The 21107-nt window shown below is 70.6% G+C and carries 31 protein-coding genes; 17 read left to right on the plus strand and 14 right to left on the minus strand.

The features are described 5' to 3' along the window. Nucleotides 1-102: 102 nt before the first annotated feature. From AW274_RS33400 to AW274_RS40825, 3 genes are all read left to right on the plus strand, one after another. The gene (locus AW274_RS33400) at nt 103-489 is read left to right on the plus strand and encodes a DUF6907 domain-containing protein (protein ID WP_062441167.1); all 387 of its coding nucleotides are present in this window, start codon (nt 103-105) and stop codon (nt 487-489) included. Further along, the gene (locus AW274_RS33405) at nt 486-860 is read left to right on the plus strand and encodes a hypothetical protein (protein ID WP_062441170.1); all 375 of its coding nucleotides are present in this window, start codon (nt 486-488) and stop codon (nt 858-860) included. Before AW274_RS33400 ends, AW274_RS33405 begins: the two co-directional genes overlap by 4 nt. Nucleotides 861-994: 134 nt before the next feature. Continuing rightward, nucleotides 995-1165 (plus strand): hypothetical protein, encoded by a 171-nt coding sequence (locus tag AW274_RS40825; RefSeq protein WP_157520872.1) that lies wholly within the window; start codon nt 995-997, stop codon nt 1163-1165. A 4-nt stretch (nt 1166-1169) separates the two neighbouring features. On the opposite strand, the gene AW274_RS33410 is transcribed toward AW274_RS40825, so the two are convergent. Continuing rightward, entirely contained in the window at nt 1170-1940 is a 771-nt protein-coding gene (locus AW274_RS33410) for a GntR family transcriptional regulator (protein WP_062441173.1), read from the minus strand. Nucleotides 1941-2023: 83 nt separating this feature from the next. On the opposite strand from AW274_RS33410, the gene AW274_RS33415 reads away from it, so the two are divergent. The 14 genes from AW274_RS33415 to AW274_RS40835 all read left to right on the plus strand — a co-directional run bounded on the left by AW274_RS33415 (nt 2024) and on the right by AW274_RS40835 (nt 8936). Next, nucleotides 2024-2374 carry a hypothetical protein gene (locus tag AW274_RS33415; RefSeq protein ID WP_157520873.1) on the plus strand — a complete coding sequence of 117 codons (351 nt, stop codon included), beginning with the start codon at nt 2024-2026 and terminating at the stop codon, nt 2372-2374. Next, entirely contained in the window at nt 2371-2658 is a 288-nt protein-coding gene (locus AW274_RS33420) for a hypothetical protein (RefSeq protein ID WP_062441180.1), read from the plus strand. Before AW274_RS33415 ends, AW274_RS33420 begins: the two co-directional genes overlap by 4 nt. Next, nucleotides 2655-2789, plus strand: coding sequence for a hypothetical protein (locus AW274_RS42820; protein WP_269750643.1), 135 nt, complete (start codon nt 2655-2657; stop codon nt 2787-2789). The genes AW274_RS33420 and AW274_RS42820 overlap by 4 nt, the downstream gene beginning before the upstream one ends. A 123-nt stretch (nt 2790-2912) precedes the next feature. Then, on the plus strand, nt 2913-3281 hold the full coding sequence (locus AW274_RS33425) for a hypothetical protein (protein ID WP_062441184.1): 369 nt from the start codon (nt 2913-2915) through the stop codon (nt 3279-3281). 91 nt (nt 3282-3372) lie between these two features. Next, on the plus strand, nt 3373-4245 hold the full coding sequence (locus AW274_RS33430) for a DUF2637 domain-containing protein (protein ID WP_062441187.1): 873 nt from the start codon (nt 3373-3375) through the stop codon (nt 4243-4245). After that, nucleotides 4245-4643: a RapZ C-terminal domain-containing protein gene (locus AW274_RS33435; RefSeq protein ID WP_062441190.1), complete on the plus strand. Its 399-nt coding sequence runs from the start codon at nt 4245-4247 to the stop codon at nt 4641-4643. The genes AW274_RS33430 and AW274_RS33435 overlap by 1 nt, the downstream gene beginning before the upstream one ends. Continuing rightward, complete coding sequence (locus tag AW274_RS40830; protein WP_157520874.1) at nt 4640-4795, plus strand: hypothetical protein; 156 nt, start codon at nt 4640-4642, stop codon at nt 4793-4795. The genes AW274_RS33435 and AW274_RS40830 overlap by 4 nt, the downstream gene beginning before the upstream one ends. Next, nucleotides 4792-6960 carry a hypothetical protein gene (locus AW274_RS33440; RefSeq protein WP_062441192.1) on the plus strand — a complete coding sequence of 723 codons (2169 nt, stop codon included), beginning with the start codon at nt 4792-4794 and terminating at the stop codon, nt 6958-6960. Before AW274_RS40830 ends, AW274_RS33440 begins: the two co-directional genes overlap by 4 nt. A gap of 182 nt (nt 6961-7142) precedes the next feature. After that, nucleotides 7143-7403, plus strand: a complete 261-nt coding sequence (locus tag AW274_RS33445) for a hypothetical protein (protein ID WP_062441195.1) — start codon at nt 7143-7145, stop codon at nt 7401-7403. Then, on the plus strand, nt 7403-7606 hold the full coding sequence (locus AW274_RS33450; RefSeq protein ID WP_157520875.1) for a hypothetical protein: 204 nt from the start codon (nt 7403-7405) through the stop codon (nt 7604-7606). The genes AW274_RS33445 and AW274_RS33450 overlap by 1 nt, the downstream gene beginning before the upstream one ends. Beyond that, complete coding sequence (locus tag AW274_RS33455; RefSeq protein ID WP_062441201.1) at nt 7603-7932, plus strand: hypothetical protein; 330 nt, start codon at nt 7603-7605, stop codon at nt 7930-7932. The genes AW274_RS33450 and AW274_RS33455 overlap by 4 nt, the downstream gene beginning before the upstream one ends. A gap of 28 nt (nt 7933-7960) precedes the next feature. Continuing rightward, nucleotides 7961-8173 carry a hypothetical protein gene (locus tag AW274_RS33460; protein WP_062441204.1) on the plus strand — a complete coding sequence of 71 codons (213 nt, stop codon included), beginning with the start codon at nt 7961-7963 and terminating at the stop codon, nt 8171-8173. Beyond that, entirely contained in the window at nt 8170-8796 is a 627-nt protein-coding gene (locus AW274_RS33465; RefSeq protein WP_232320598.1) for an NUDIX domain-containing protein, read from the plus strand. The genes AW274_RS33460 and AW274_RS33465 overlap by 4 nt, the downstream gene beginning before the upstream one ends. Before the next feature lie 2 nt (nt 8797-8798). Next, nucleotides 8799-8936: a hypothetical protein gene (locus AW274_RS40835; protein ID WP_157520876.1), complete on the plus strand. Its 138-nt coding sequence runs from the start codon at nt 8799-8801 to the stop codon at nt 8934-8936. Between the two features lie 99 nt (nt 8937-9035). On the opposite strand, the gene AW274_RS33470 is transcribed toward AW274_RS40835, so the two are convergent. The 13 genes from AW274_RS33470 to AW274_RS33530 are packed head-to-tail and all read right to left on the minus strand — an operon-like array spanning nt 9036 to nt 21099. Next, complete coding sequence (locus tag AW274_RS33470; protein ID WP_062441212.1) at nt 9036-9404, minus strand: hypothetical protein; 369 nt, start codon at nt 9402-9404, stop codon at nt 9036-9038. 12 nt (nt 9405-9416) lie between these two features. Further along, nucleotides 9417-9779, minus strand: a complete 363-nt coding sequence (locus tag AW274_RS33475) for a hypothetical protein (protein WP_062441215.1) — start codon at nt 9777-9779, stop codon at nt 9417-9419. Next, entirely contained in the window at nt 9776-10648 is an 873-nt protein-coding gene (locus AW274_RS33480) for a CHAP domain-containing protein (RefSeq protein ID WP_062441219.1), read from the minus strand. Before AW274_RS33480 ends, AW274_RS33475 begins: the two co-directional genes overlap by 4 nt. Continuing rightward, a complete protein-coding gene (locus AW274_RS33485; RefSeq protein ID WP_062441222.1) occupies nt 10645-10974 on the minus strand; it encodes a hypothetical protein in 330 nt (109 codons plus the stop codon). The genes AW274_RS33480 and AW274_RS33485 overlap by 4 nt, the downstream gene beginning before the upstream one ends. Further along, nucleotides 10964-11398: a hypothetical protein gene (locus tag AW274_RS33490; protein WP_062441225.1), complete on the minus strand. Its 435-nt coding sequence runs from the start codon at nt 11396-11398 to the stop codon at nt 10964-10966. The genes AW274_RS33485 and AW274_RS33490 overlap by 11 nt, the downstream gene beginning before the upstream one ends. Nucleotides 11399-11405: 7 nt before the next feature. Beyond that, nucleotides 11406-12908: a hypothetical protein gene (locus tag AW274_RS33495; protein ID WP_062441229.1), complete on the minus strand. Its 1503-nt coding sequence runs from the start codon at nt 12906-12908 to the stop codon at nt 11406-11408. A gap of 12 nt (nt 12909-12920) precedes the next feature. After that, a complete protein-coding gene (locus AW274_RS33500; RefSeq protein ID WP_062441233.1) occupies nt 12921-13376 on the minus strand; it encodes a hypothetical protein in 456 nt (151 codons plus the stop codon). Nucleotides 13377-13384: 8 nt separating this feature from the next. After that, complete coding sequence (locus AW274_RS33505) at nt 13385-13852, minus strand: hypothetical protein (RefSeq protein ID WP_062441237.1); 468 nt, start codon at nt 13850-13852, stop codon at nt 13385-13387. A gap of 9 nt (nt 13853-13861) precedes the next feature. Then, entirely contained in the window at nt 13862-14320 is a 459-nt protein-coding gene (locus AW274_RS33510) for a hypothetical protein (RefSeq protein ID WP_157520877.1), read from the minus strand. Between the two features lie 9 nt (nt 14321-14329). Next, nucleotides 14330-17065 carry a hypothetical protein gene (locus AW274_RS33515; RefSeq protein WP_062441243.1) on the minus strand — a complete coding sequence of 912 codons (2736 nt, stop codon included), beginning with the start codon at nt 17063-17065 and terminating at the stop codon, nt 14330-14332. Continuing rightward, nucleotides 17065-20304: a phage tail tape measure protein gene (locus AW274_RS33520; RefSeq protein WP_198169534.1), complete on the minus strand. Its 3240-nt coding sequence runs from the start codon at nt 20302-20304 to the stop codon at nt 17065-17067. Before AW274_RS33520 ends, AW274_RS33515 begins: the two co-directional genes overlap by 1 nt. Further along, nucleotides 20234-20581 (minus strand): hypothetical protein, encoded by a 348-nt coding sequence (locus tag AW274_RS33525; protein WP_062441252.1) that lies wholly within the window; start codon nt 20579-20581, stop codon nt 20234-20236. The genes AW274_RS33520 and AW274_RS33525 overlap by 71 nt, the downstream gene beginning before the upstream one ends. 32 nt (nt 20582-20613) lie before the next feature. Beyond that, nucleotides 20614-21099, minus strand: coding sequence for a hypothetical protein (locus AW274_RS33530; protein WP_062441254.1), 486 nt, complete (start codon nt 21097-21099; stop codon nt 20614-20616). Nucleotides 21100-21107 lie beyond the last annotated feature (8 nt).

Consider the following 21107-nt stretch of genomic DNA (forward strand, 5'->3'; position numbering starts at 1 on the left):
GGGACGTACGGTCATCGTGTTGGCACCAGTTAACACGGCGGGCCCGCCCAAGCGACTGCAACGCGAGGACGGACCCTTGACCGGGAAAGGCACTCCCAGCCCATGACCCACCGTACGGGCGTCGACGAAGACGCCACCAGCACCCCCCAGAACGGCACGCCCGACCACCCCGCCCGCGCTCCCTGGCTCACCGGGCCTTGCCCGCCGTGGTGCCGGGAGCAGCACACCGACCTGTCCGTGGCCCCGGCCGACCGGGCGCACGTCGGCCCGTACGCCTCCGTCCCGCTCACGTCGGAGAACTACCCGAAGGGCAGCAAGGCCCCGATCGACCTGATGGCCCGCCTTGAGCAGGGCTACCGCGAGGCCGAGGCCCGCGTCTGCCTGGTCGACAACGAGACCGAGACGCCCCGGTTCCTCACCCTCGACGAGGCCGAGCGCCTGGTCGAGACGCTGACGCAGCAGATCCGCCAGGGAAGGGGCGAAGCATGACCGCCAAGCACACCGATTCGTGCCCGTCCTGGTGCGTCAACGGCGAGCATGGCGTCCAGCCGCTCGCCGGGGACCGGATGCACGTGGTGATGGTCGACGCGCAGCCGCTGCTCACCATGGAGTTCGAGAACTGCGGTTCGGAGTGGGAGCCGTATGAGCTCCTCGTCGAGATGACCCAGCACGTTCGCGAGGTTGAGGCCCGGATCGTCATCGCCTCCACGCTGCCGCTGGACAAGCCCCGCGACATGCAGCTCACCCTCGACCAGGCCGAGCATCACGCCCGGCTCGTCCTGGAGCTGGTGCGCGCGGCCCGGACGAACACGCCGGTCGACTACGCCAACGTGACCGGCTCGGAGGAGCAGCAGTCCTGAGCGTGCAAGAAGCCCCCGCCGACGCGATCGGCGGGGGTTTCGCCTTGCGCGGGGCCGGCTGGTCTTCGCGCTGGCGTCAACCGCGGCGCCCGCTCGAGCATCTCCTGTGCATCCCGATACGCCAGGAGCCGACCGTGCGACGACTCGCCCCCGCCCTCATGCTCGCCTTCGTGCTCGCCCTCGCGGGGTGCGGCGACGACGAAGGGACCGCCCCGGCGGGCGGCAGCGAGGCGTGCAACTCCCCGGAGACCCTGACCAACGACGAGGCGATCTGGTGCGCCTACCAGATCGGCGAGACCTGGTGATGTCCTACGAGGTGGGGAGCGCCTCGCCGTAGGTCAGCGTGTAGCGCTCGGCGCTGAGCACGGACTCGGCGGTCTCGACCGGGCGGCCGTCGAGGTCGTAGTGGGTGCGCGTCAGGACGTGGACGACTGAGCCGGGCGGAACCCGGAGCGCCTCGACCTCCTCGGCGATGGCGATGCGCGCGTCAACCTGGTCGACGCAGCCCGCGATGATGACGCCGATCGAGCGGAACCGGTCGGCGATGCCGAGCAGGTTCTCACTCTTGCCGGGGATCATGACCGGCGTTCCGCCCGTGATGGCCAGCAGCTCCCACGAGACCGTCTTCTCCGACGGAACCCCGTCCACCTCGAAGAGTGACTCGGTGCGGATGACGTCGGGCTCTTCGCCGGCGGGGTCCATCCGGAGCCGTTCGCGCACCGGGCCGGGTGCGACGTCTGGCCGCGACGTGGTCCGTAGGAGGACCTGGTGGCCCTGTTCGGGGAGGTCGAAGACGGCCGATGATCCGGAGTCGGTGAGCCGGAGCGTGAAGTTCCTGACGAGGGTGCGCCTCTTGGGCCGCGCCCTGACGTACGTGCCGCTTCCGGCGCGTGCTTCGGCGAGGCCCTCGGAGACCAAGATCTGGCTCACCTTGAGGGCGACCGAGTTGGACACGCCGTACAGGCGCTGGATCTCGGGCCGGGACGGGAGCTGGTCGCCGGGTTCGAGCTCGCCAGATTCGATCTTCTCGCGTAGCTCTTCGACGATCTTTGCGTACAGGTAAGGGCGATCTTCGGTCACAAAGTACAGCTTGACACCCTGTACCGTCAGCTTGCAAGCTGTAGGAGCAACACAACAGCCTGTACCGACAGCTAGGCGGTTTGATGTTCCCGACGTCGCTCCCCCCTACTGCGGACTCCCCGGCGCTGGCCGCCGCGTGGGCCCGCTCCATCGCCCAAGCGGAGTTCCCGAAGTTCGCCGACGCCGCTGAGGACCTGGCCCGTGACCTCGTCTCGCAGGCCATCCCCGCGCAGCCGCCGCCCGGCGGTCACCACGTTCAGCTCCAGGTCGGCCTCACCGACGAGGGGCGGTTGCGGGTCGAGGTCCACGCCCCGTTCGCCACCAGCCGTGGCGGTGCGGAGTGGGCCAGCCTCTACAGCCTGACCAAGTCGTTCGAGACCACCAACGGCGCCGACGGGCACCACGCCTGGGCCGAGCTCGGGGAGGCGGTGTGAAGGCGGACGACGACGAGCTGTTCATCCCGGAGGGCAAGGCGCTCAAGGCGATCGAGTCGGCGGACATCAAGCCCGGCGACCGGGTCGTGGTCGAGCAGCTCCTCAAGGACCCGGACGCGATCGTCCCGAGCGACGCCCCCGCCTCGATCGTCGGCCGGAAGGCCCGCGTCCTGCGGGTCTCGGCGAACAAGCGGACCGCCCGGATCCAGATCGAGCAGGTGGGTTCGATCCACACGCTCGTGGCCGCCGGCCTCCGCGCGATCTCCGAGGACGACAAGCCGTGAGCGGCCAGGAGGACGACCAGAGCGCCGCGCTGGCGACGACGAACCAGACCGGTAAGCCGCCGTTCGCGATCGATCCGAGCGAGTGGCCGACCGAGGCCGACGCCATCGTCGACCGCTACCTGACCACCTGAAGCGCCTGCCGACCACGAGCCCCCGCAGTGGAAGGCAGGCAGGGCCCGGTCCTCCGGCTACGCAGCCAGGGACAGGAGGGCCGGGCCCCCAAGACGACGACACAGCCCCGAGAGGAGCAACACGTGGACCAGAGCAGCGCGGCCGGAGGGGACACCACGGCGACGCCGAAGTCCACCGGACCGTGCCCGTCCTGGTGCGCCCGCCACGCCCACTCCGGCATGGGCGAGCAGCACCACTTCCGGATGATCGGCGGCTGGCACGACGACAACGACGTCAGCGTCGAGCTCGTGCTTGAGCAGGAGCTCGGCGAGGGCGAGGAGCCCGTCGTCCGCGTCCTGTACGGCCCGGACTGGGCGAAGACCGAGCACGTCGACCTGACCGGCCGCGCCGCCGCCGGGCTCGCCGAGGCGCTCGCGTTGATGCCGCCGGGCAAGCTCCCCCAGTTCGCCGAGGGCCTGCGCCGCGCTGGCGCCGCACTCACCACGGGTTAGCCGCCGGCTGACCCGCTGACGGCCCCCGACAGGGAATCCGACCTCCCGGCCGAGGGCCTCCCCAGACAACCTGACGAAAGCAGGAGTCCGAGTGAAGACAGAGGTACACCCCAGGCCGCCCGCCGCGCCAGAGAACGCGCGTTCGGTCGAGGCGGCCGAGAGCGTGGCCACGCGCAGGGCCGCGAAGATCGTCGTCAGCGTCATCGCGATCGTCGCCGCGTACGTGTCGTTCCGCCACCAGTTCGGCCTGGCCCGGCTCGCCGGTGACTCGGCGGAACTGGCGTGGACGCTGCCCGTCCTGATCGACGGCATGATCGCCATGGCGTCGCTGGTGATGCTCGACTCGTCTCGGCGCGGACTGTCCACGCCGTGGCTCGCCCGGGTCGCGCTGGTCCTGGGGACGGTGGCCACCCTGGTGGCGAACGTGGCCCACGGGTGGCCGGGCGGGCTCACATATCGCGTGATCAGCGGGGTGGCCCCGGTGGTCCTCGTGATCGCCGTCGAGCTGCTGATGGGGATGCTCCGTCGCTCCGTCGTCGCCCCGCCCGTCGAGGTCGTCGACCAGGCCCCGGCCGACCCGGAGCCGGTCACGGTCGAGGAACCGCCTGCTCCGGAGCCCGTCCCGAGGACGGCCGACGAGGCGGCCCGGCTCGCCTACGAGGCGTCCGTGGTCGACGGTAAGCCGATCTCCGAGCGCGGTCTGGCCAGCCAGTTCAACCTCAACCGGCACGCCGCCGGTCGTGTGATCGCTGCGGTGGTCACGGACGCGGTCCGTGCGTACTCGCTGACGCACAACGGGGAGCTCCCTCCGGCCGCCGACCTGACCGCCCGGTTCGGCATCACCGCCAAGCGAGCCACGGACCTGGTCATGGCGGCCTACGAGGTCGACCCGGCGCACGGCCCCGAGGCCGCCGACCCCGAAGAGCGGATGGTCCGGCCGGAGCTGAACGGGGCGGCGGCCTGATGAAGATCCGTGTGAAGAGCTTCGGCTTCGGCCACGGCGCGCAGCCCGAGGCCGACATGACGTTCGACGCGCGGCGCGTGCTGCGCAACCCGCACCACGACCCGGCGATGCGCGAGCTGACCGGTCTCGACTGGGCCGTCCGCGAGCACGTCGCCAAGACGCCCGGAGCCGTCGGGATCGCCGTCCACCTCGCGGTCGGCGCGCGGCACCTCGCGTGGGAGACCGGCCGGGACATCGACGTCGCGGTCGGCTGCGCCGGCGGGCGTCACCGGGCGGTCGCCCTGGCGGAGATGGTCGCGGCCGAGGTGCGCAAGCTCGGCGACTTCGAGGTGACCGTCGAGCACCTACACGTGGACCGGCCGCTGCTGCCGCTCTCGGCTCACCGGGAGGTGCGGTGAAGCGCTGGGAGTACCACGTCGAAGTCACCCGCCCGCCCCTCGGCAAGCAGCCCCTCGACGAGCTCGGCGAAGCCGGTTGGGAGCTGGTCGCGGTCGCCATCCGCGGCGAGCACGGCAGCTTCATCTACACCTTCAAGAGGGAGTTGGCGTGACCGAGCGCGACCTTCGCCCTGTCCGGGACCCGGAGCAGGCGCCGCCTCTCCCCGTTCCGGCCCAGGGCGGGGAGCTCGACAGAGTCGTCTACGCCGCCGAGGTGGTCGACGACGAGGTCGAGGTCGAGGCCACCGACGAGAAGGGCCGACGTCTCCCGGCCCGGATCGTCGGTAAGGCCGCGGCGACCCGGGGGCCTGAAGACGGCCCCACCGTGGGCCGCCGGGTGCTGAGCGTCGGCGTGACGATCGCGATGGGCTGGTTCTCCTGGCTGTTCCGGGCGGGGGACGCCGCCACGTACGGCGTCTATCGCAGGCAGATCAAGGCCGCCGAGGCGGTAGGCGACCGCGAGGCCCTGACCCACTGGCTGACGCTGAAGGACACGGCGGCGAACTCCCGGCACGCCCGGGTGATGGACCTGCCGGCCAAGGCGTTCGGGGTCGCCCGGGTGCTGGTCGGCGGGTGCCTCGGCCTGGTCGTGCTGATGGTGCTGACCGCGACGCTGGTGTGGGCGGTCGGGGCTGGCGAGTTCACTGCGGTCTTCTCGTGGGTGGCGACGGCGCTGCGCTGGTTCTTCTGGACGGTCGCGTTCCTGTCGACGCCCGCACTGATCGCCTTCCCGTTCGCGGTGCTGTTCGCCGCCTACCGGGAGGGCAGCCGCCGGGGCGCGACGCCGACATGGCTGGCCACCTCGGCTGACCTGGACATCGACATCGAGATCGACGAGACGACGATCGCTCGGGCGCTCGGCGCGCTGCGCATCCCGCAGATCACCGCGTACCTGAAGGAGGGCCTGCCGCTCCAGTTCATCGTCACGGCCCGCCGTGACGGGCGCGGTACGTACGCCGAGGTGCGGCTCCCGGCCGGTGTGACCGCCGACTCGGTCGCCCGTCGCCGCGCTCAACTGGCCACCGGCCTCTACCGGCTGGCGAAGGAGGTGTGGCCGGGGACCGGCTCCGAGGCCGGAATCTTGAAGCTGTGGATCGCGGACAAGGGCGCTCTCGCCGAGGGGGCCGGGCCGTACCCACTGCTCACCGAGGGGACGGTCGACGTCTTCGAGGGGGTGCCGCTCGGTAAGACGCTGCGCGGCGACCCGGTCACGGCTCCGCTGATGGAGCGCAACACGATCGCGGGTGGTCAGCCGGGTCAGGGCAAGTCGTCGCTCGCGCGGTGCATCTGCGCCGGGTGGATCCTCGACCCGACGGCCGAGCTGTGGATCGGCGTCCCCGACACGAACTACGACTTCGAGCTGTTCAAGCGCCGGTGCGCCCGCTACGTGATGGGCAACGAGCTCCACCACTTCAAGCAGATCCGGGACGACCTGCTCGACCTGGAAGCCGAGGTCCAGAAGCGCGGCCAACTTCTCATTGACCACGAGGAGCCGCAAGTCACGCGGAAGCTCGCCGACGCCGGGATCGGTCTGCACCCGCTGCTCTACCTGCTGGAAGAGGCGCACCTGGCGATCCAGCACAAGAAGTACGGCAAGGAGATCTCGCAACTCCTGATCGACATCGTCCGCCTCGGCCGTAAGCGCGGCATTCACGTCATCGTCTCGACCCAGGCGCCGACGAAGGACAGCATGCCGCGCGACGTCACGCGGAACTGCTCCAACGGCTGCGCGTTCTACGTCGGCGACCACGTCGCGAACGACGCGCTGCTCGGGCAGGGCGCCTACGCGGCCGGCCACCGGGCGACCGAGCTGATCCCGGGCGTCGACCGGGGCACGGCGGTCTGTAAGGGCATCACGGGCGAGCGGTCGGAGATCGTCCAGATCTACTTCATCTCCATCACCAAGGGTCGCGACGAGCTGACGCCCATCGTCGAGCGGTCGCTCGCGCTGCTGGAGGCGCGGGGTTCGGGAGTCCCCGGGACGGACCGCCCACAGCCGGAGCCCGAGGCACCCCGTGACCTCCTGGAGGACCTGGCGGCGGTGCTCGGCGACGAGCCGACCACGGCAGCGGACCTGCCCGCGCTGCTGGCCGCACACGCCCCCGGCTGGGCTCTGTACAAGTCGATGACCGGCGTCGGTCTCCGGGCGCTGCTCTCCGAGTCTTACGGCGTCCGGGTGCCGTCGACCGGCAACAAGTGGCCGGTCTCCAAGGCCCTGATCCTCGACGCCCTGGCGGCCCGCCTCGACCTCGATGAGGACGAGGAGGACGGCAGTTAGTTAGGTCCGCCCGGTGTCCCCTGAGGCGCTCTCAGGGGCCGTTTCAGGGGCTCGCCGGGCCGGGGCTAACTCACCTAACTACCTAACTTCCCGCAGCTCAGCGGCGGTTATAGGCCGCTGATGGCTGGAGTTAGGAACCTAACTCGATCTGCTCGACCTAACTCACTCCGAAGGGACCCAGGATGCCCCCCAAGACTCGCTCGACGACGGCCCGGAAACCGGCCGTCAGGAAGGCGCCGGCGAAGCGGAAGAAGGCCCGCCGCAAGATCGTGAAGGCGAGGATCACGATCGCCCTGTTCCGCTGCAAGACGTGCAGGCGCGGCTACAACTGGCCGTTCGGCCATGTCTGCATGGTCGGCGCCACGCCCGCACAGCGCGCCGCCGCGCTGAAGAACATCGCCCTCGCCCGCAAGGCCAAGGCCCAGAAGCGGCGGTGGTGGTGATGGAGACCATCGGCGTACTGCTGTTCGTCCTCATCGTCATCGCCGTCTTCTACCGGGCGACCGTGAGCAACCCGCTCAAGCGCTGCGGCCGATGCAAGGGCAAGGGCACCATCCCGAGCACCGTCCTGTCGGGCCGCTATCGGGTCTGCCCGCGCTGCACCCGCAAGGGCGAGGTCCGCGCGTGGGGCGGTGGTTCCGAATGACCATCGTCGCGAACGACATCACGCAGTGGCCGCCGGGCACCGTGGCCCGCTACCTGACGGTCGTCAAGGCGATCGTCACCCTGTCCGAGCACGCGGGCTGGGTCCGCCTGCCGGACGTCTTCACCGAGCACCGCGCCGAGTGCTCCGGCTGCGGCGACCACGAGACGTGGAGCTGGCGGTTCAACATGGCCGCCCACGAGGAGGGCCGCCGCCAAGACCCCCACGTCGCCGAGCTGAAGGCCAAGGGCGTGAAGCAGGGCCGCGAGTGGTCCCAGGCCCACGCCGAGAGATGCCGGGCGCTGCCCCGGCCGCAGGCCAGCCAGTAACACCCCCAACCACACGAAGGAGAGCACTGTGCCCACGAACGAAGTCAGCGGCGGCTACACGCCCATCATGGTCGGCCGGGTGGTGGGCAAGTCCCAGCCCGACCTCGACGACGAGCAGGAAACCCCGGAGACCGAGGAGCCCAGCCCGCGCGGCAGGACCCGGAACGTCGTCACCGGGAACGCGAAGGTCGGCGTCCAGGCCGACGTCATCCACGGCGGCGTGAACGTGGTGATGTGGTGAAGGGCCCCGAGGCGCTGCACGGCATCGACTTCAAGGAGCGGCAGGCCCGCGCCGCGATCCCCTACGACCTCGACGACGACGGCCTTCCCCTCAACCCGGTCGAGCGGCACCTCCCCGCCGGGCGCGGCGACCTGTGGGTGTGGGGCGAGCAACGGATGGCGGACGCGGTCGTCACCGCGACGCTCGTCCGGCCCGTGCGGAAGCTGGTCGACCCCGGGCAGCGCGTGGTGCTGATGGTCCGGCGCGGCGACGACGGCACGTGGGCGGCCCCCGGCGGCGGCATGGACCCGGGCGAGACCCCGATCGAAGCGGCCCGGCGCGAGTGCCGAGAGGAGACCGAGCTCGACCTGACCGGCGTGGACGGACAGGAGGGCGAGGCCGAGTACGTCAAGGACCCGCGCGCCGGCCTGAACGCCTGGGCGGTCTCCAACGCGTGCCGGTTCGACCTGGGCGAGGTCGAGGTGTTGCCCGTCGTCCGGGCGTCGGACGACGCCGATGAGGCCGTGTGGGTTCGCGCGGACTCCTTCGACCAGCTCCTCGACGAGCTGGCCGCTTGTGGCGGCGAGCTCTTCCCGGCCCACACGTCGTTCCTCCGGGCCGCGCTCGACGGCGTGATGGTGTAGCCGTGGCCGACCGCACCCACCCCAACGCCCCGCCCGACAAGGACAACCCGATCGACCACGAGGAGTGCGCCGGCCAAGGCTGCCCGGTCGACGGCGGCTCGGGCATGGTGCCCGGCTGGCTCTACACGATCGACTCCTGAGCACGACAAAGCGCCCCCACCCCGGTCCGGAGACCAAGGTGGGGGCGCTTCGCTTTGCCCCGGGGAGAGGGCAACCGCCGCGTGAAGGCGGGGTCAGGGCTACCGGATGGCGGGTGCGGTCATCTGCGGGCCGGCGTGCGGCTCGACGTGGCCGCGCACGTACGCCGAGGCGAGGACGGCGACGAAGCCCATGACGCTGGCCACCTGGACGGCGGACCAGTCGAGGCCGAACGTCGCGCCGAGCGTGAGCAGCGCCTGGGCCAGGCCGAGGATCGCGGCCTGCAGCGACGAGCCGCCGTCGACCGCGCGGGTCGCCCACGCGGTGACGAAGCCGAGGACGGCCGCCGCGGCGGCGTTGACGACCGCGACGGTGGCGTCGTCCCAGTGGAGCCAGAAGGCGACGAGGAACTGAAGGGCCGCGCTGAACAGGCCGAGCAGCAGCGCGGGTTCACGGCCGAAGATCTTCATACGGGACTCCTGTCAGGAGGATGGGCTCGGCGACGGAACCGGCGTCGAGGTACACGAGAACGTCCAGACGGTCGACGTCGTGGCGGCGGCGACGCGCGGACATGACCAGGTCTCGGCGGGCCAGCGGAACACCAGCCGGGCCGGGGTCACGCCGGTCACGGACGGCAGAGTGATGCGCGTCTCGGAGCTCTGGCACTTGCCGTAGACCGACTTCGGCAGCCGGTTCCGCTCCAGGGCCCGCAGGTCGCCGGTGGCCTTGCTGACACAGACGCCGTACGACTTCGCGGGCTCGGGGTCGGCGGCCGAGGCGACGGCCGGGCCGATGAAGGCCAGGCCGAGGACCGCGACGGCAACCAGGGCGAGGATCTTCTTCACGGGGCGATCTCCTCCTTCGGGGGTTCGGGCTCGCTGACGTCGAGGCGGATCGTGATGCCGTCGATGACGGCCCCGACCTTGGCCTCGATCTTCGCTACCAGCGCCTCGACGTCGACCGCCTCGTCACGGGCGGCGAGCGCCTCGGCGAGGGTCTGAATGACGACGGCCTGGGCGTCGAGCCGGGCGAGGATCGCGTCGAGCCGGGCCAGGGCTTCGCGGTGCCTGGCGTAGCCGTCCTTGCCGTAGGCCCAGATCTGCCGGATGCCGGTCTTCGGGTCGAGCGTCTCGCCCTCGGGGAAGATGCCCTCCCGGACGGCCCACAGGTCGCCCCCGAGCTTCTGGGTCAGCCGGGCGTAGACAGCGTCGGCGTACTCCTTCGGGCTCATGTCCGCCTCCTGATAGTCGGGATAGCCGTAGCCATAGATCCGGTCACTCGAGCGGGCGACCGTCTTGCGGTAGACGCCGTCGCCGTTGTGGTAGGTGCCGGCGAGGCTGCCGGAGGTGTTGCCGCCGATCGTGGTGATCGTGGTGTCGGTGACCTTCTCGACCCACTCGACATGGGTTCCGCCACCGGCGCCGTAGTAGACGAACGCGCCCACCTTGGGCGTCCGGCCGAACCGGTCGTGCGCCTTGAACCAGGCGACGCCGACCTCACACCCGGCGGTCCACGGGAAGTCGACGCCCGGCTCCAGGCCGACGCGGTCGAGGCCGACCGAGAGGAACGTGTGGCACCACGGGTAGCCGAACCCGTCGTGGGGGTAGCCGGGGATCTTCCCGAAGGCCCTGTTGAAGGGCGTGTTGTTCTGCCCCGCCTCGCGGTAGCCGATGTGGCTGGCCAGCTCGCGCTGTGTCTCGTCTAACAGGGTCACGGTGTCCCTCCTTCGGGGATCAGTCGCTCCAGGGCCGCCACGCGCTCTTCCAGGGCACGGCGGGCACGGCGCTCGCTGGCGAGCTCGTCTTCGAGGGCGCGGCGGGCTGACCGTTCGGTGTCGAGCTGGGTCTCGACCTCGGCGAGCTGGTTCTTCAGCCGCTCGTTCATCTGCGTGAGGGTGTCGAAGGTGGCCACCTGGACGTCGCTGGTGTTCTTGCTGGCCTCGCTCTTGTCCTTCCGGCGGTTGCCGAAGTAGCCGATGACGGCGGCGACCGTGCCGCCGCCGAGGATCGTCGTCAGCACGGTCCCGACGTCAACGGCCATACGCACCCCGCCGGTTGCTGAGAACCGCCTGCTCTACGGCGGTGCCGAATGCGACGACTCCGAGGGGCCAGGCGGCCAGGGCGCCGGCCCATCCGCCGACCGTGATGATCGCGACGCCGTAGACGAGCGCCGTGATGCTGATCAACTGGAGGCCGAGGATCATCGCCGGGAGTCGCCGGACGACGAGGCGCCCGTCGACCTCCCGGACTGAGGCCAGGCCCGCGCCCCAGGCGAGGCACCCGAGCAGCAGGGATGCCGCCCACAGCGGGCGGGCCCAGAACGGCAGGACCGTGTCGAGCGCCCTCGATGTCGAGGGGCCGACGAGTGTGAGCACCCCGGACGGGATCCCGAGCAGGACGCACATGACGGAGATCGGCTGTGCCTGGACCCACTCGGGGAGGTGTCGAACCAGGCGGCGGATCATGGGCGCCTCATATCCGGGAGTAGGTGACGCCGTCGAAGGAGAGCCAGGTCGCCGAGGTCACGGCGCGGCCGATCGTGACGTTGCCGGACGTGTCGATGAACCCGTGAATCGCCGTGCTCTGCCCGTTCGCGAGGGAGAACCGGACGGTCTTGGAGGGCCTGAACTGGCTCGGCAGGATGAAGACGACGTCGTTGAGCACGGTGTTCGTGACGTTCACTCGGCCGCGCATCTGGACCGTCTCGTTCGCCGGGCCCACGAGCCGGACGGCCGGTTGCCACTCGGCGTGGTTGGCGTCGACCGGCGTGTAGTCCACGTCGTTCGACGTCAGGACCGTCCACGCGCCGTTCGCGCCCTGGAAGCTCCCGGTGATGACGAGGTTCCCGTTCGGCTTCACGCAGGCCAGCACCGTGGCGTCGGTCCGGTTGTTCAGGACCTGCCAGATGTCGGCCGTCTGCCCGGACAGGCCGTACCAGCGGGCCGCCGCCTCGTCGATCTTCGCGGCCTCGCCCCGGACGCTGCCGTTCTCGTTCCACCAGGTCTTCTTCACGCCGTTGTTGAAGATCCGGAACAGGTCCGGGCTGTTCACCGGGTCCGTCGTGTAGTTGACGTGCCACTCAGCGACCGGCGCGGCAGGCTGCGAACTCGCGGTGTACGCCTTCGGCAAGAACGTCGCCGCCGCGTGCGCCCGATCACCGTGCGGGTCCGATGCGGCAGCGTGCGCCGACACCTTCGCCGTCGCCCCCGACGTCGTCTCCAGCGCGCTCGTGTCCGCGATGCCATGCACCGCCGTCGTATCGCCAGCATGGGTGGCGAGCTGGCCATCGGCGTAGGCCCGATCTCCGTGGGGATCGAAGGCGACGGCGTGGGCGCTGACCTTTGCCGTCGCGCCGCTCGTCGTCTCCAGGGCCGCTGTGTTCGCGATCCCGTGGACGCCTGTCGTGTCGCTGGCGTGGGCCGACACCTCCGAGGCGGCCGTGCCCGCCGGGTCAGCGCCGACGTCGACGGCGTCCAGGACGACCGTGCCGGTCTCGCCGTTGACGCTGTTGACCGCCCCGCCGCCGCCCTCGCCCGCGTTCTCCAGGACCCATTCCCGGCTTGCCGCCTGGCCGTCTTCGAGGACCAGCGGCCCGGACAGTTCGCCGCCGGTCAACGGCAGGTACCCGGCCAGGTCGACGCCCGCCTCGCCGGGGAGAGTCACGCGAAGGTCGGCCGCCCGGTGGTCGCCGTCGGCGGGCACGGAGATGTGGAAGCGCCCGGCCTGGCCGCCGCCGGTCTCCTCGACGCGCCACAGCGTGGCGCCGTGAGGCGAGGCGATGTCGGCGGTCGGGACCAGGTCGACGGACCAGTCGCCGTCCGCGTCGACCGCCGGCGAGAACGCCGAGACGATCTCGACGCTGGAGGTGAAGCCGACCACGGGGACGTCGGCCAGGTCGACCAGCGTGACGCGGATGGTGGGCCACTTCGGGATGCCCCCGCCCGGGGCTGCAACCTTGCCGGTTACGGTCGTCACAGTGCGCCCTCCTCAGCTCGTGGGGGTTACGGAGATCTCCCGACAGGAGATGTCGGCGGTCCCGGCCCCGGCCGCCGTCGCGTGCATCACCCGGGCGTAGTACGTCTCGCCGGGGATGAGGTTCTGCAGCAGCGACGTCCGGGAACCGTGGGCGTACTCGGTGGCCGGCACCGAGGCATAGCCGCGGACCACGACGCTCGGGGTCAGGTGCTCGGTGCCGCTGGAGTTCGGGCCGCGGAAGACCTGGGGGGCGATGAACACGCGGTCTCCGTTGCCGCCGTTGTCGCGGCATCCGCCGCCGACCGTGAGGATCACCCGGCCAGACGTGGGCGCGGTGAACGTGACGCCGACCTCCGGTGTGCCCGTGGCGTAGGACGTGTTGCTGAGGTTGAGCTGGGACAGATCGTCTTGGGCCCAGGCGGTCGCGGGAGCGTCCTGTCCTCGGACGTTCTGACCGTTGATCGGCATCGCTTCTCCTACGCGGCGGGGGCGATCGTGATCTGGCGGTAGGCGATGTCGCCGGTCTGCGCGCCCGGGTCAGCCGAGACGACGTGCATGATCCGCGCGTAGTAGGTGGCGCCCGGCGTGAGGCCCTCCAGGATCGAGAGCCGGGAGCCGTAGTGGAACCCGGCGGCCCCGTTCTCCGCGCTGTAACCCCTGGTCACGACGGTCGGGGCGAGGATCTCCGTGCCGGTGGCGTCCGTGCCCAAGAAGACCTGGGGCGAGAGGAAGATGCGGTCTGCGCCGCTGGAGTTGCCCAGGCCGCCGCCGACGATGAGCCGGACCCGCCCGGTCGTCGGGGCGACGAACGTGCCGCCCACGACGGGGCTGCCCGTGGCGTACGTCGTGTTCGTGGGGTTGTCGATCTGGGTGGCGTCGGTGTATTCGACCGCCGGGGGGAAGTCGAGCGCGTCGACCACGGTCCCGGCAAGCAGGTCTCCCATGTCGTCCTCTCAGCTCACGGGCTCGACGACGATGTCTCGGACCTCAAGGTCGGCCGTCGAGCCGCCCGAGACCTTGTGCATCGTCCGGACGTAGTACGTGCTCCCGGCGGTCAGCCCCGTGATCAGCGACGTCCGGGAACGGTGCTGGTTGACGTTCGAGGTGTTGCCGACCGAACCGACACCTCGCCCGACGACGTCGGGCGCGAGGAACTGGGTGCCCGCGTTCGAGGTGCCGAGGAAGATCTGAGGCGCGAGGTGGACGCGGTTGCTCGCCGAGTCCTTCGCGGCGAACCCCACGGTCAGCAGCACGCGACCGCTCGTCGGCGCCACGAACGTCACACCCACCTCGGGCGACCCGGCCACGTACGTGGTCGAGGTGATGTTGTTGTTCGCGGTGTTGTCGAACACCGAGCGCGCCGGGGGGAAGTCCGCGGGCTTAACCCTCGCCCCGGCGAACGTGTCTGGCATACCGACCTCCTACAGGGCCCTGATCGCGGGCTGGAACAGCTCGACCGGCGCGGCCGAGCCGTGCGCCTTCACGACGCCGTTGACCGAGCGCGTCACCGTGAACGTCTGCGGTGAGCTGGTGCCGCTGATCGCGGTGACGGTCATGCGCTCGCCGCCGATCACGATGTCGAACGGCATCTCGCCGGCGTCCGTCGTCCACCTCGGGCCGGACGTCGTGGCCACCGACAACGACGTCGCCGAGCTGGTCGCCGAGCTGTTGAGCTGGGACCCGGCCGTCCCGTAGCGGCCGGTGCCGTACAGCGCCACATCCCACGGCCGGGCGGGCGACAGGTTCGCCGTCCACAGCCAGCGGAACGAGTCGATCGTCTCCGAGTAGCCGTCGATGATCAGATCGGCGAGGCCCGGCGGGAGCCACGGCGGCAGGTTCGCGATCGTGATCCGGTCGCCCGAGTCGAGCGCCGCGACCTCCTCGATCAGGTCGGGGTTCGCCCCCAGGTCGATCGTCAGCGTCGGATACCGGGCCTCGTCCCACGCGCCGAGGTGAAGCAGCCACCCGGCCTGGTCCGCACAGTGGAGGTCCCGGGCCAGGTTGAGCGTCACCGGGGCGTCGTAGCGGCCCGCACCGAGCGGCGGGGCGAGGACGCTGTTCGGGCCGGACGTCTTCTCGGCGCGTGCTGAACCGCCGCTGCTGCGCGAGACGGTGACGTCGTTCGTCAGCTCCGAGTCGTCGTCGAGCGGCTTGAACGGCGGGCTGATGTGCCCTTGGGCGTAGTCGAGGGCGAGGCTGACCGGCTGGTTGTAGCGGCCTTGGCGGACGCCGTAGCCGTAGCCCAACTGCGTGCGGAGCTCGGTCAGAACCCCGTGGTCGGCGTCCGCCGCGTCCTGGATCAGGGTGGAGAGCGTCGCCGGGAGCTGCTCGCCCATCAGCGTGCCGGTCCCGGTGACCGCCGCGGTGATGCCGTTCTCGGCGCACAGCCGCGCGATCCTCGACCCGGCCGGCTCCCGGAGCCAGCCCCGCGTCTCGTCGGCCAGGTCGTAGATCGAGGTGACCGAGGTCTGCAGGCTGATGTGCCCGATCGCCGTGTTGGTCAGCCCTCGATCGGGAGCGGCCCAGATGGTGGTGACCCGGCCAACCGTCTGGGAGTTCGCGGTGCCCGAGGTGACGAAGCCCGCGCCGGTCACCGCCGACATCGTCGCGAACTCCCAGTTCACGTTCCCGCCGGACTGCGTCAGCCCGATCGTGATGCGCAGCAACTGGCCGTTGACGGCGTAGCTGATCGCGCCGGAGTCGACGGTCGCCCCACCGTCGGGGCTGTAGCCGAACAGCCGCAACGATCCGCCTGTGCCGTACACGAGCTCCCAGCGGACGATCGAGCCGGTCGTGATGAACCGGATGATCGGCTGACCGACCGTCGCGCCCCCGGACGGGACCGCGAGCAGCCATCTGACCTGGGTCTGCCCCGTGATCGCGTAGGCGGCGATCCGGCCGTAGAAGCAGGCGTCACCCATGACCGGGATCGGGTCGCTGGCCAGGAAGCCCGAGAACCCCGCGAGATTGGGCGTGCCTGCGATGGACATGGGCAGGCCGCCCACGCCGCTGGAGATGGACTCGGCGCGCTCGCTGTCCTCGCACGGCCAGTACGCCACCGGGGGCACCGTCGAGGTCGCCGCCGTCAGGCCGCGCCGCAGAGTCGACGAGAGCGCCGACTGGCCCTGACCGAGCCGCCGGCCGATGCCCGCGGCGGTCATGTCGACCCAGACGTCGTTGCCGGTGACGTCCCACTCCGACGGCCAGGCGGGGATCTCGCCGACGAAGCGCGTGCGCCGGTTGGTGAGGGCGCTGCCGCTGGCCACGGTCCACGTCCGCCCGGCCGCGTCGGCGAAGCTGGCGGCCGCCACGGTCTGCGCGGTGAAGTCGGGGTTGGCGACCGCCGACCCGCCGATGCCGTTGCGGATCTCCGCCCCGTAGAACTCGCCGAGTGGCTTCAGGAAGGCGATGTTGGTCGCCCCGCCGATCCTGACCTGCGACGTGCTGTTGAAGATGCTGGTCGTGCCCGAGGTGGTGACGACCTCTTCCAGCAGGGTCCACGAGCCGCTCAACGTGGCCGCGTAGTAGAACGCGACCGTGTAGCCGCCCGACCCGTTGCTGACGTCCAGCGTGATCCGCCACGCCTGGCGCCGGCCGGGCGGGATGGGCGGCTCGACCGAGCAGTGGGCCGACAGGGTCGCGGTGCCGTTCGCTGACCACTCGAAGTAGGGGCGGCCGTCGCGCGCCTGCATGAACCAGGACCGCTGGTTCGAGGTGGTGGTGAACTTCCCGATCAGGTCGACGGCCAGAAGCGACCCGGACGTCACCCAGTTGTCGAGCCGGGCGTCAATCCTGACGTCGATGTCGCCAGTGATGTCCAAGGCGCTGGCGTCGGGGGTCGTCACGCCGGTGTTGCCCGTTCCGCCCTGCACGTACAGGTAGGCCGCGCCTTCGTTCACCGACATCCGGACGGGCGTGTTCCGCCCGATCAGGCCATACAGAGGGCTGAGCGGGTTACGCGGCGAGTACTGCCCACCGGCGTTGTTGACCTGCAGATCCATCGCGGACGGGTCGGTCTTGTCGCCCTCGTCGCGACGCCCTCGGCTGATTGAGATCTGCCCGTTCTCGCGAAGGAGGACATCGTCGGTGATGTCCTCCCAATCGCCGTCCACGTAGATCTCGATTAGCCCGTCGAGCGGCGTGCTGGGGAAGGCCATCAGGCCGCCCTTCTCTTCCCGAAGGCGACCTGGACGTTCCCGCCGCCGACGACTCGGACCCGTTCGCGGAACCAGCTCATGAGGTGATCGCCTCCGCCCGTGAAGTCGACGAGCACGTGGACGGTCCCGCCGCCCGAGGTGCCCGTGCGGACCATCCCGAAGTCGCGGGCCATCTGCGCCACCAGGCCCATCGCGGCGGGACGGTGGGCGGGGTCGTAGGGCACGAAGCCCTCGGGTGCCTTGCCCTCCCCGAACAGGACAGTCGGCCGGGTGGCGATGCCGGGGCCCGGGCGGATGCCGCCCCGGTCGTAGCGGTGGATGCCGCCCCGCTCGTACCCCATGGAGGAGTACGCCGCCGAGATCTCCTCTTCGGACAGGCCGGTCATGGCCATGACCTCGGGGATGCTCTTCGCGCCGCGCTTGCGGGCGTCCTTGATGGCGAACACGGCCGGCAGGCTCGCAAGCTTGGCCTGCTGCTTCGAGGCCGTGCCGACCTGGTTGGCCAGCGCCTTCAGCTTCGTGTTGCTGAGCTTCGCGGCGTCCTTCGCGTACGCCTCGGCCTCGGGGCCGCCGATCTCCAGCAGTTGCGCGGCGAGACCCGGGTAGCCACGGGCGGCGATGGTCTCCAGGTTCTTGATGAAGCTCGCCGTGTTCTTGATCCCGAGGCCCACGGCGGCGGATAGCCGGGCGGCGGGCTTGAGCTGGGTCTTCTTGTACCCCGCCTCGGCCGTCGTGAGCTTGGACGTCGCCGCCGCGAGGTCGCGGCGCTCCTTCGCCACCCGGGCCTCATCGTCGGCGATGGTCCGGGCGCTCTTCCCCGACCGTCGGTCATCGCGCAGCTTCCGTTCGGCCTTCCGGAGCTGCTCGACCGCGTCCTTCCGCCGGTTGATCGCGGTGGTCAGGTCGGCCTTGGTGACCGGGCTGCTGCCCATGTAGCGGTCGACGAACTCGCTCAGGGGGGCGTCGACCGGACCCCCGGCGGCGTAGCCGCGCACCGCGCCGCCGGGGGCGTTTCCGACCGGGCCGCCGTTGGCGAACCGGTTCTCGTTGATGGCCTCGATCAGTCCGCGGTGCCGCCTCGTGGCGTCGGCGTTGACGACGTACTCGCCGTTGCTGGCCCAGATGGGGACCTTGTCTTCGCGCGGTCCGCCGGGGCCGGTGACGGGGCCGCCCGAGGCGCGACGGCCAGCGCGGGCGCCGTGCTCTTGGAGGTCCGATCGGACATGCACGCCGATCGTGATCACGCGGCCTGACTGCGTCCTGATCAGGCGCCCGATCGACGCCTCGGCCGGCGACGTGTTCGCCCGGATCGTGACGATCTTCCCGTTGGGCAGGACCTTGATCGCACCACCGAGGCGGTTGGTGACGATGATCCCTTCCTTGGTCTTGGTGATCGTGCCGCCCATGGAGCTGGCGAGCCCGTCGACCGCAGCAGCGCCGACCTTGCTGTTCCCCGCCAGCTTCACCAACTGCGGCAGATGCTTGACGATCTCCGCGTCGGTGAGCTGGACGATCTTCTTGGCCTGGGCCTGCTTGTCGATGTACGTGCCGACCGCGCCGAGGTTCGATTCGAGCTGGCGGCTCATCGACCGCAGCGCTTCCGACTTCTCGGCGTCGGTGCTGGTCGAGTCCTTCAGGACCTTCTGCGCGTCCTTGATGGTCTTCCCGCTGGCCGCGAACGCGTCGGCCATCTGGTTGGTCGCCGACAGCACACCGAGCGCCGGGTTGAAGTAGGCGCTCATCGCGGTCGAGACCGCGTCGACCCGGTCCTTCAGCGTCAGCGCCTGGTTGCCGGCGTCCGCCCACGCCTGCGCGACCACCCGCGTCGGGTCAGAGGCGAACTCCACGGCCTGCCGGTAGCGGTCGAACTTCGCCGCAGCCCCGGCGGTGACCTCGCCGTTCTCCAGGATGCCCTTCGACAGGTTCACACCGACGGCGTCGGCCAGACGGATGGCCTCATCCCGGGTGATGCCGTACTTCTTGGCGATGGCGTCCGCGCCGGACACGACCTGGCGGGCCTGCTCGTTGGCCTTCTCCTGCGCGGCGGCGAGCTTCTCGGCCGACTGCTGCGCCTGGTAGCGGGCGTTGGCGCTCTGGACGACCGAAGCGTTGACCATGCCGTTGTTGGCCTGGACCGCCGCGGTGACTTCCTTCTGCTTCTGCGCCTGCTCCGCCAGGGCCTTGTTGACCTGGCCACCGAGGGAGGCGGCGAGGTTCTGGTAGCCCGCGATGTTGTTACCGGTCGCCCGGTTGGCCACCGTCAGGGAGTCGATCAGCTTGTCGGTGTCGGACTTCGCCGACAGCGCCTTCGCGCCGAAGAACGCCAGCGCGACGCCGGCGGCGACGTACAGGTTCGGGCCCGCCGAGGTGACCAGGTTGAGCGCCTTGGTCGCAAGGCTCGCGTCCTTGGTCTTCTTCGAGAACGCGCCGTACTTGTCCCCAGCCTTGCCGATCATGCCGGTCAGCCCGGAGATCGGGGAGCGCAGCGCCAGCAGCAGGACTGCCGCCTGAGCGAGCTCGGGGTTCAGGTCAGCCAGAGCTGACACCAGGTCGGCGACCATGCTGATGGCGCCCAGGCCCGAGGTGGCCAGCGGCATCAGCGACTCGGTCAGCGACATGACCAGGCCGACGCCGCTCCCGGCCGCCTGCCCGAGCGCGGCCACGGCGGCGGGGGCCTCGCGCTCCAGGAAGACGAAGAACTCATCCGCCCGGTCGGAGTTGAGAGCGTCCTCAAGGTTGTTCGCGAACGTGGTCAGTTCCCGCGCGACCGACTTCGTGAGCGGCACCAGGCGCGGCATCAGCGCCTCGGTGACCCCCAGCCCCGCGTTGAAGGTCTGCAGCACCTCAGGCTCGACCGACTTCGCGAGCTCCTTGTACCGGGCGATGAGCTGCCGCAGCCCCGACGCCGCGACCTTCTGCTCAGTGGACAGGGTGTCCCACTGCTCGCCCATCTCTGCCTGAGCCTTGACCACGCCCATGATGGCGGGCACGGCCAGGGCCCCGAAGGCCACGACCCCGGCGCCGGCGGCGACAGCGGCCGGGGCAACGGCGGTAGCGGCGGCGGCCAGCGACAGCAGCTCACCGCGCATCAGGGAGGCACTCTTCTGGGCCGTCTTCTGGCGGTTCTCCATCCGGGCCGCCGCGTACTCCAGCCGCCGGAGGGACGCCTCAGCCTTTGCGACGGCGCGCTCTAGGCCGCGGGGGTCGCCGTCGATTGGGACGTTGAGGTCTCTCTCCACCGGTCACCTCCCTCGTCGTGTCGTCGTCGTGGGGGATGAGGGCGACCCGCGCCCCGTAGGACTCGTCGGTCAGGCCCTTCGAGAGCGCGCCGATCTGCGCGCACCCCCGGCACTGGGTGATCTCGGCGTAGTAGGCGTCGGTCCGGCCGCCCTTGTCGGGGTCCCACTCGTCGGCCCGGGTGCCGCACCCGGAGCAGCGCTGACGGGAGCGGACCATCTGCCAGATGGCCTTGTCCCGGTCGTCCTGGCTCCACTTCAGGAACTCGCTGTGCGGCACTTGGTAGGCCGCGCAGACGTCGAGCTCCAGCGTCAGGAGAGGATCGACATCCAGTCTTTTGGGAGCGTCGGGGAGATCGTCCTCACGTTCACGGCCACGGCGGCGTTGAACAGGCTGATCTTCTCGGCGTGGCTGCACGTCTTCTTGATCCAGGCCAGCCACTCCGGCCCGGTCATGACGTCCGGCGCGCACGCCAGGAACGCCGCCTCGGGGAGCGTGTCGGTGTTCCACGCCTCGTCGACCGGGTGGCCCTCACGCGCCGGGTGCGCGGCCAGCAGCGCCTCGAACTCCTCCGGCTCCATCGGCGTCAGCGGGATCGGCTCGAAGCACGCCGCCAGCGCGGCCTGAGCCGCCTTCACCGCCTCGCGAGCCGCCTCCTCGCCTTCGGTGCCCAGAGCCGCAAGGAACGCCTGCTGCGCCTCCGTGGCCGCGCTGGTGGCCTCGGTGGTGTCGTCCACCCTGACCAGGTAGGGCAGCGGCAGGCGCTTCTTGCCTTCGAGCCGTTCACGCAGTCCCACAGGTTCCC

This window comes from Herbidospora daliensis (assembly GCF_001570585.1).
Classification (GTDB): Bacteria; Actinomycetota; Actinomycetes; order Streptosporangiales; family Streptosporangiaceae; genus Herbidospora; species Herbidospora daliensis.

Excerpts from the sequence above, each read along its gene's own strand:
- AW274_RS33400 (WP_062441167.1), top strand. The coding sequence starts at position 103 with ATGACCCACCGTACGGGCGTCGACGAAGACGCCACCAGCACCCCCCAG.
- AW274_RS33510 (WP_157520877.1), bottom strand. The coding sequence starts at position 14,320 with ATGCCAGACACGTTCGCCGGGGCGAGGGTTAAGCCCGCGGACTTCCCC.
- AW274_RS33515 (WP_062441243.1), bottom strand. The coding sequence starts at position 17,065 with ATGGCCTTCCCCAGCACGCCGCTCGACGGGCTAATCGAGATCTACGTG.
- AW274_RS33485 (WP_062441222.1), bottom strand. The coding sequence starts at position 10,974 with ATGGCCGTTGACGTCGGGACCGTGCTGACGACGATCCTCGGCGGCGGC.
- AW274_RS33435 (WP_062441190.1), top strand. The coding sequence starts at position 4,245 with ATGAAGATCCGTGTGAAGAGCTTCGGCTTCGGCCACGGCGCGCAGCCC.
- AW274_RS33450 (WP_157520875.1), top strand. The coding sequence starts at position 7,403 with ATGGAGACCATCGGCGTACTGCTGTTCGTCCTCATCGTCATCGCCGTC.
- AW274_RS33505 (WP_062441237.1), bottom strand. The coding sequence starts at position 13,852 with ATGGGAGACCTGCTTGCCGGGACCGTGGTCGACGCGCTCGACTTCCCC.
- AW274_RS33500 (WP_062441233.1), bottom strand. The coding sequence starts at position 13,376 with ATGCCGATCAACGGTCAGAACGTCCGAGGACAGGACGCTCCCGCGACC.
- AW274_RS33455 (WP_062441201.1), top strand. The coding sequence starts at position 7,603 with ATGACCATCGTCGCGAACGACATCACGCAGTGGCCGCCGGGCACCGTG.
- AW274_RS33470 (WP_062441212.1), bottom strand. The coding sequence starts at position 9,404 with ATGAAGATCTTCGGCCGTGAACCCGCGCTGCTGCTCGGCCTGTTCAGC.
- AW274_RS33445 (WP_062441195.1), top strand. The coding sequence starts at position 7,143 with ATGCCCCCCAAGACTCGCTCGACGACGGCCCGGAAACCGGCCGTCAGG.
- AW274_RS33490 (WP_062441225.1), bottom strand. The coding sequence starts at position 11,398 with ATGATCCGCCGCCTGGTTCGACACCTCCCCGAGTGGGTCCAGGCACAG.
- AW274_RS33405 (WP_062441170.1), top strand. The coding sequence starts at position 486 with ATGACCGCCAAGCACACCGATTCGTGCCCGTCCTGGTGCGTCAACGGC.
- AW274_RS33415 (WP_157520873.1), top strand. The coding sequence starts at position 2,024 with ATGTTCCCGACGTCGCTCCCCCCTACTGCGGACTCCCCGGCGCTGGCC.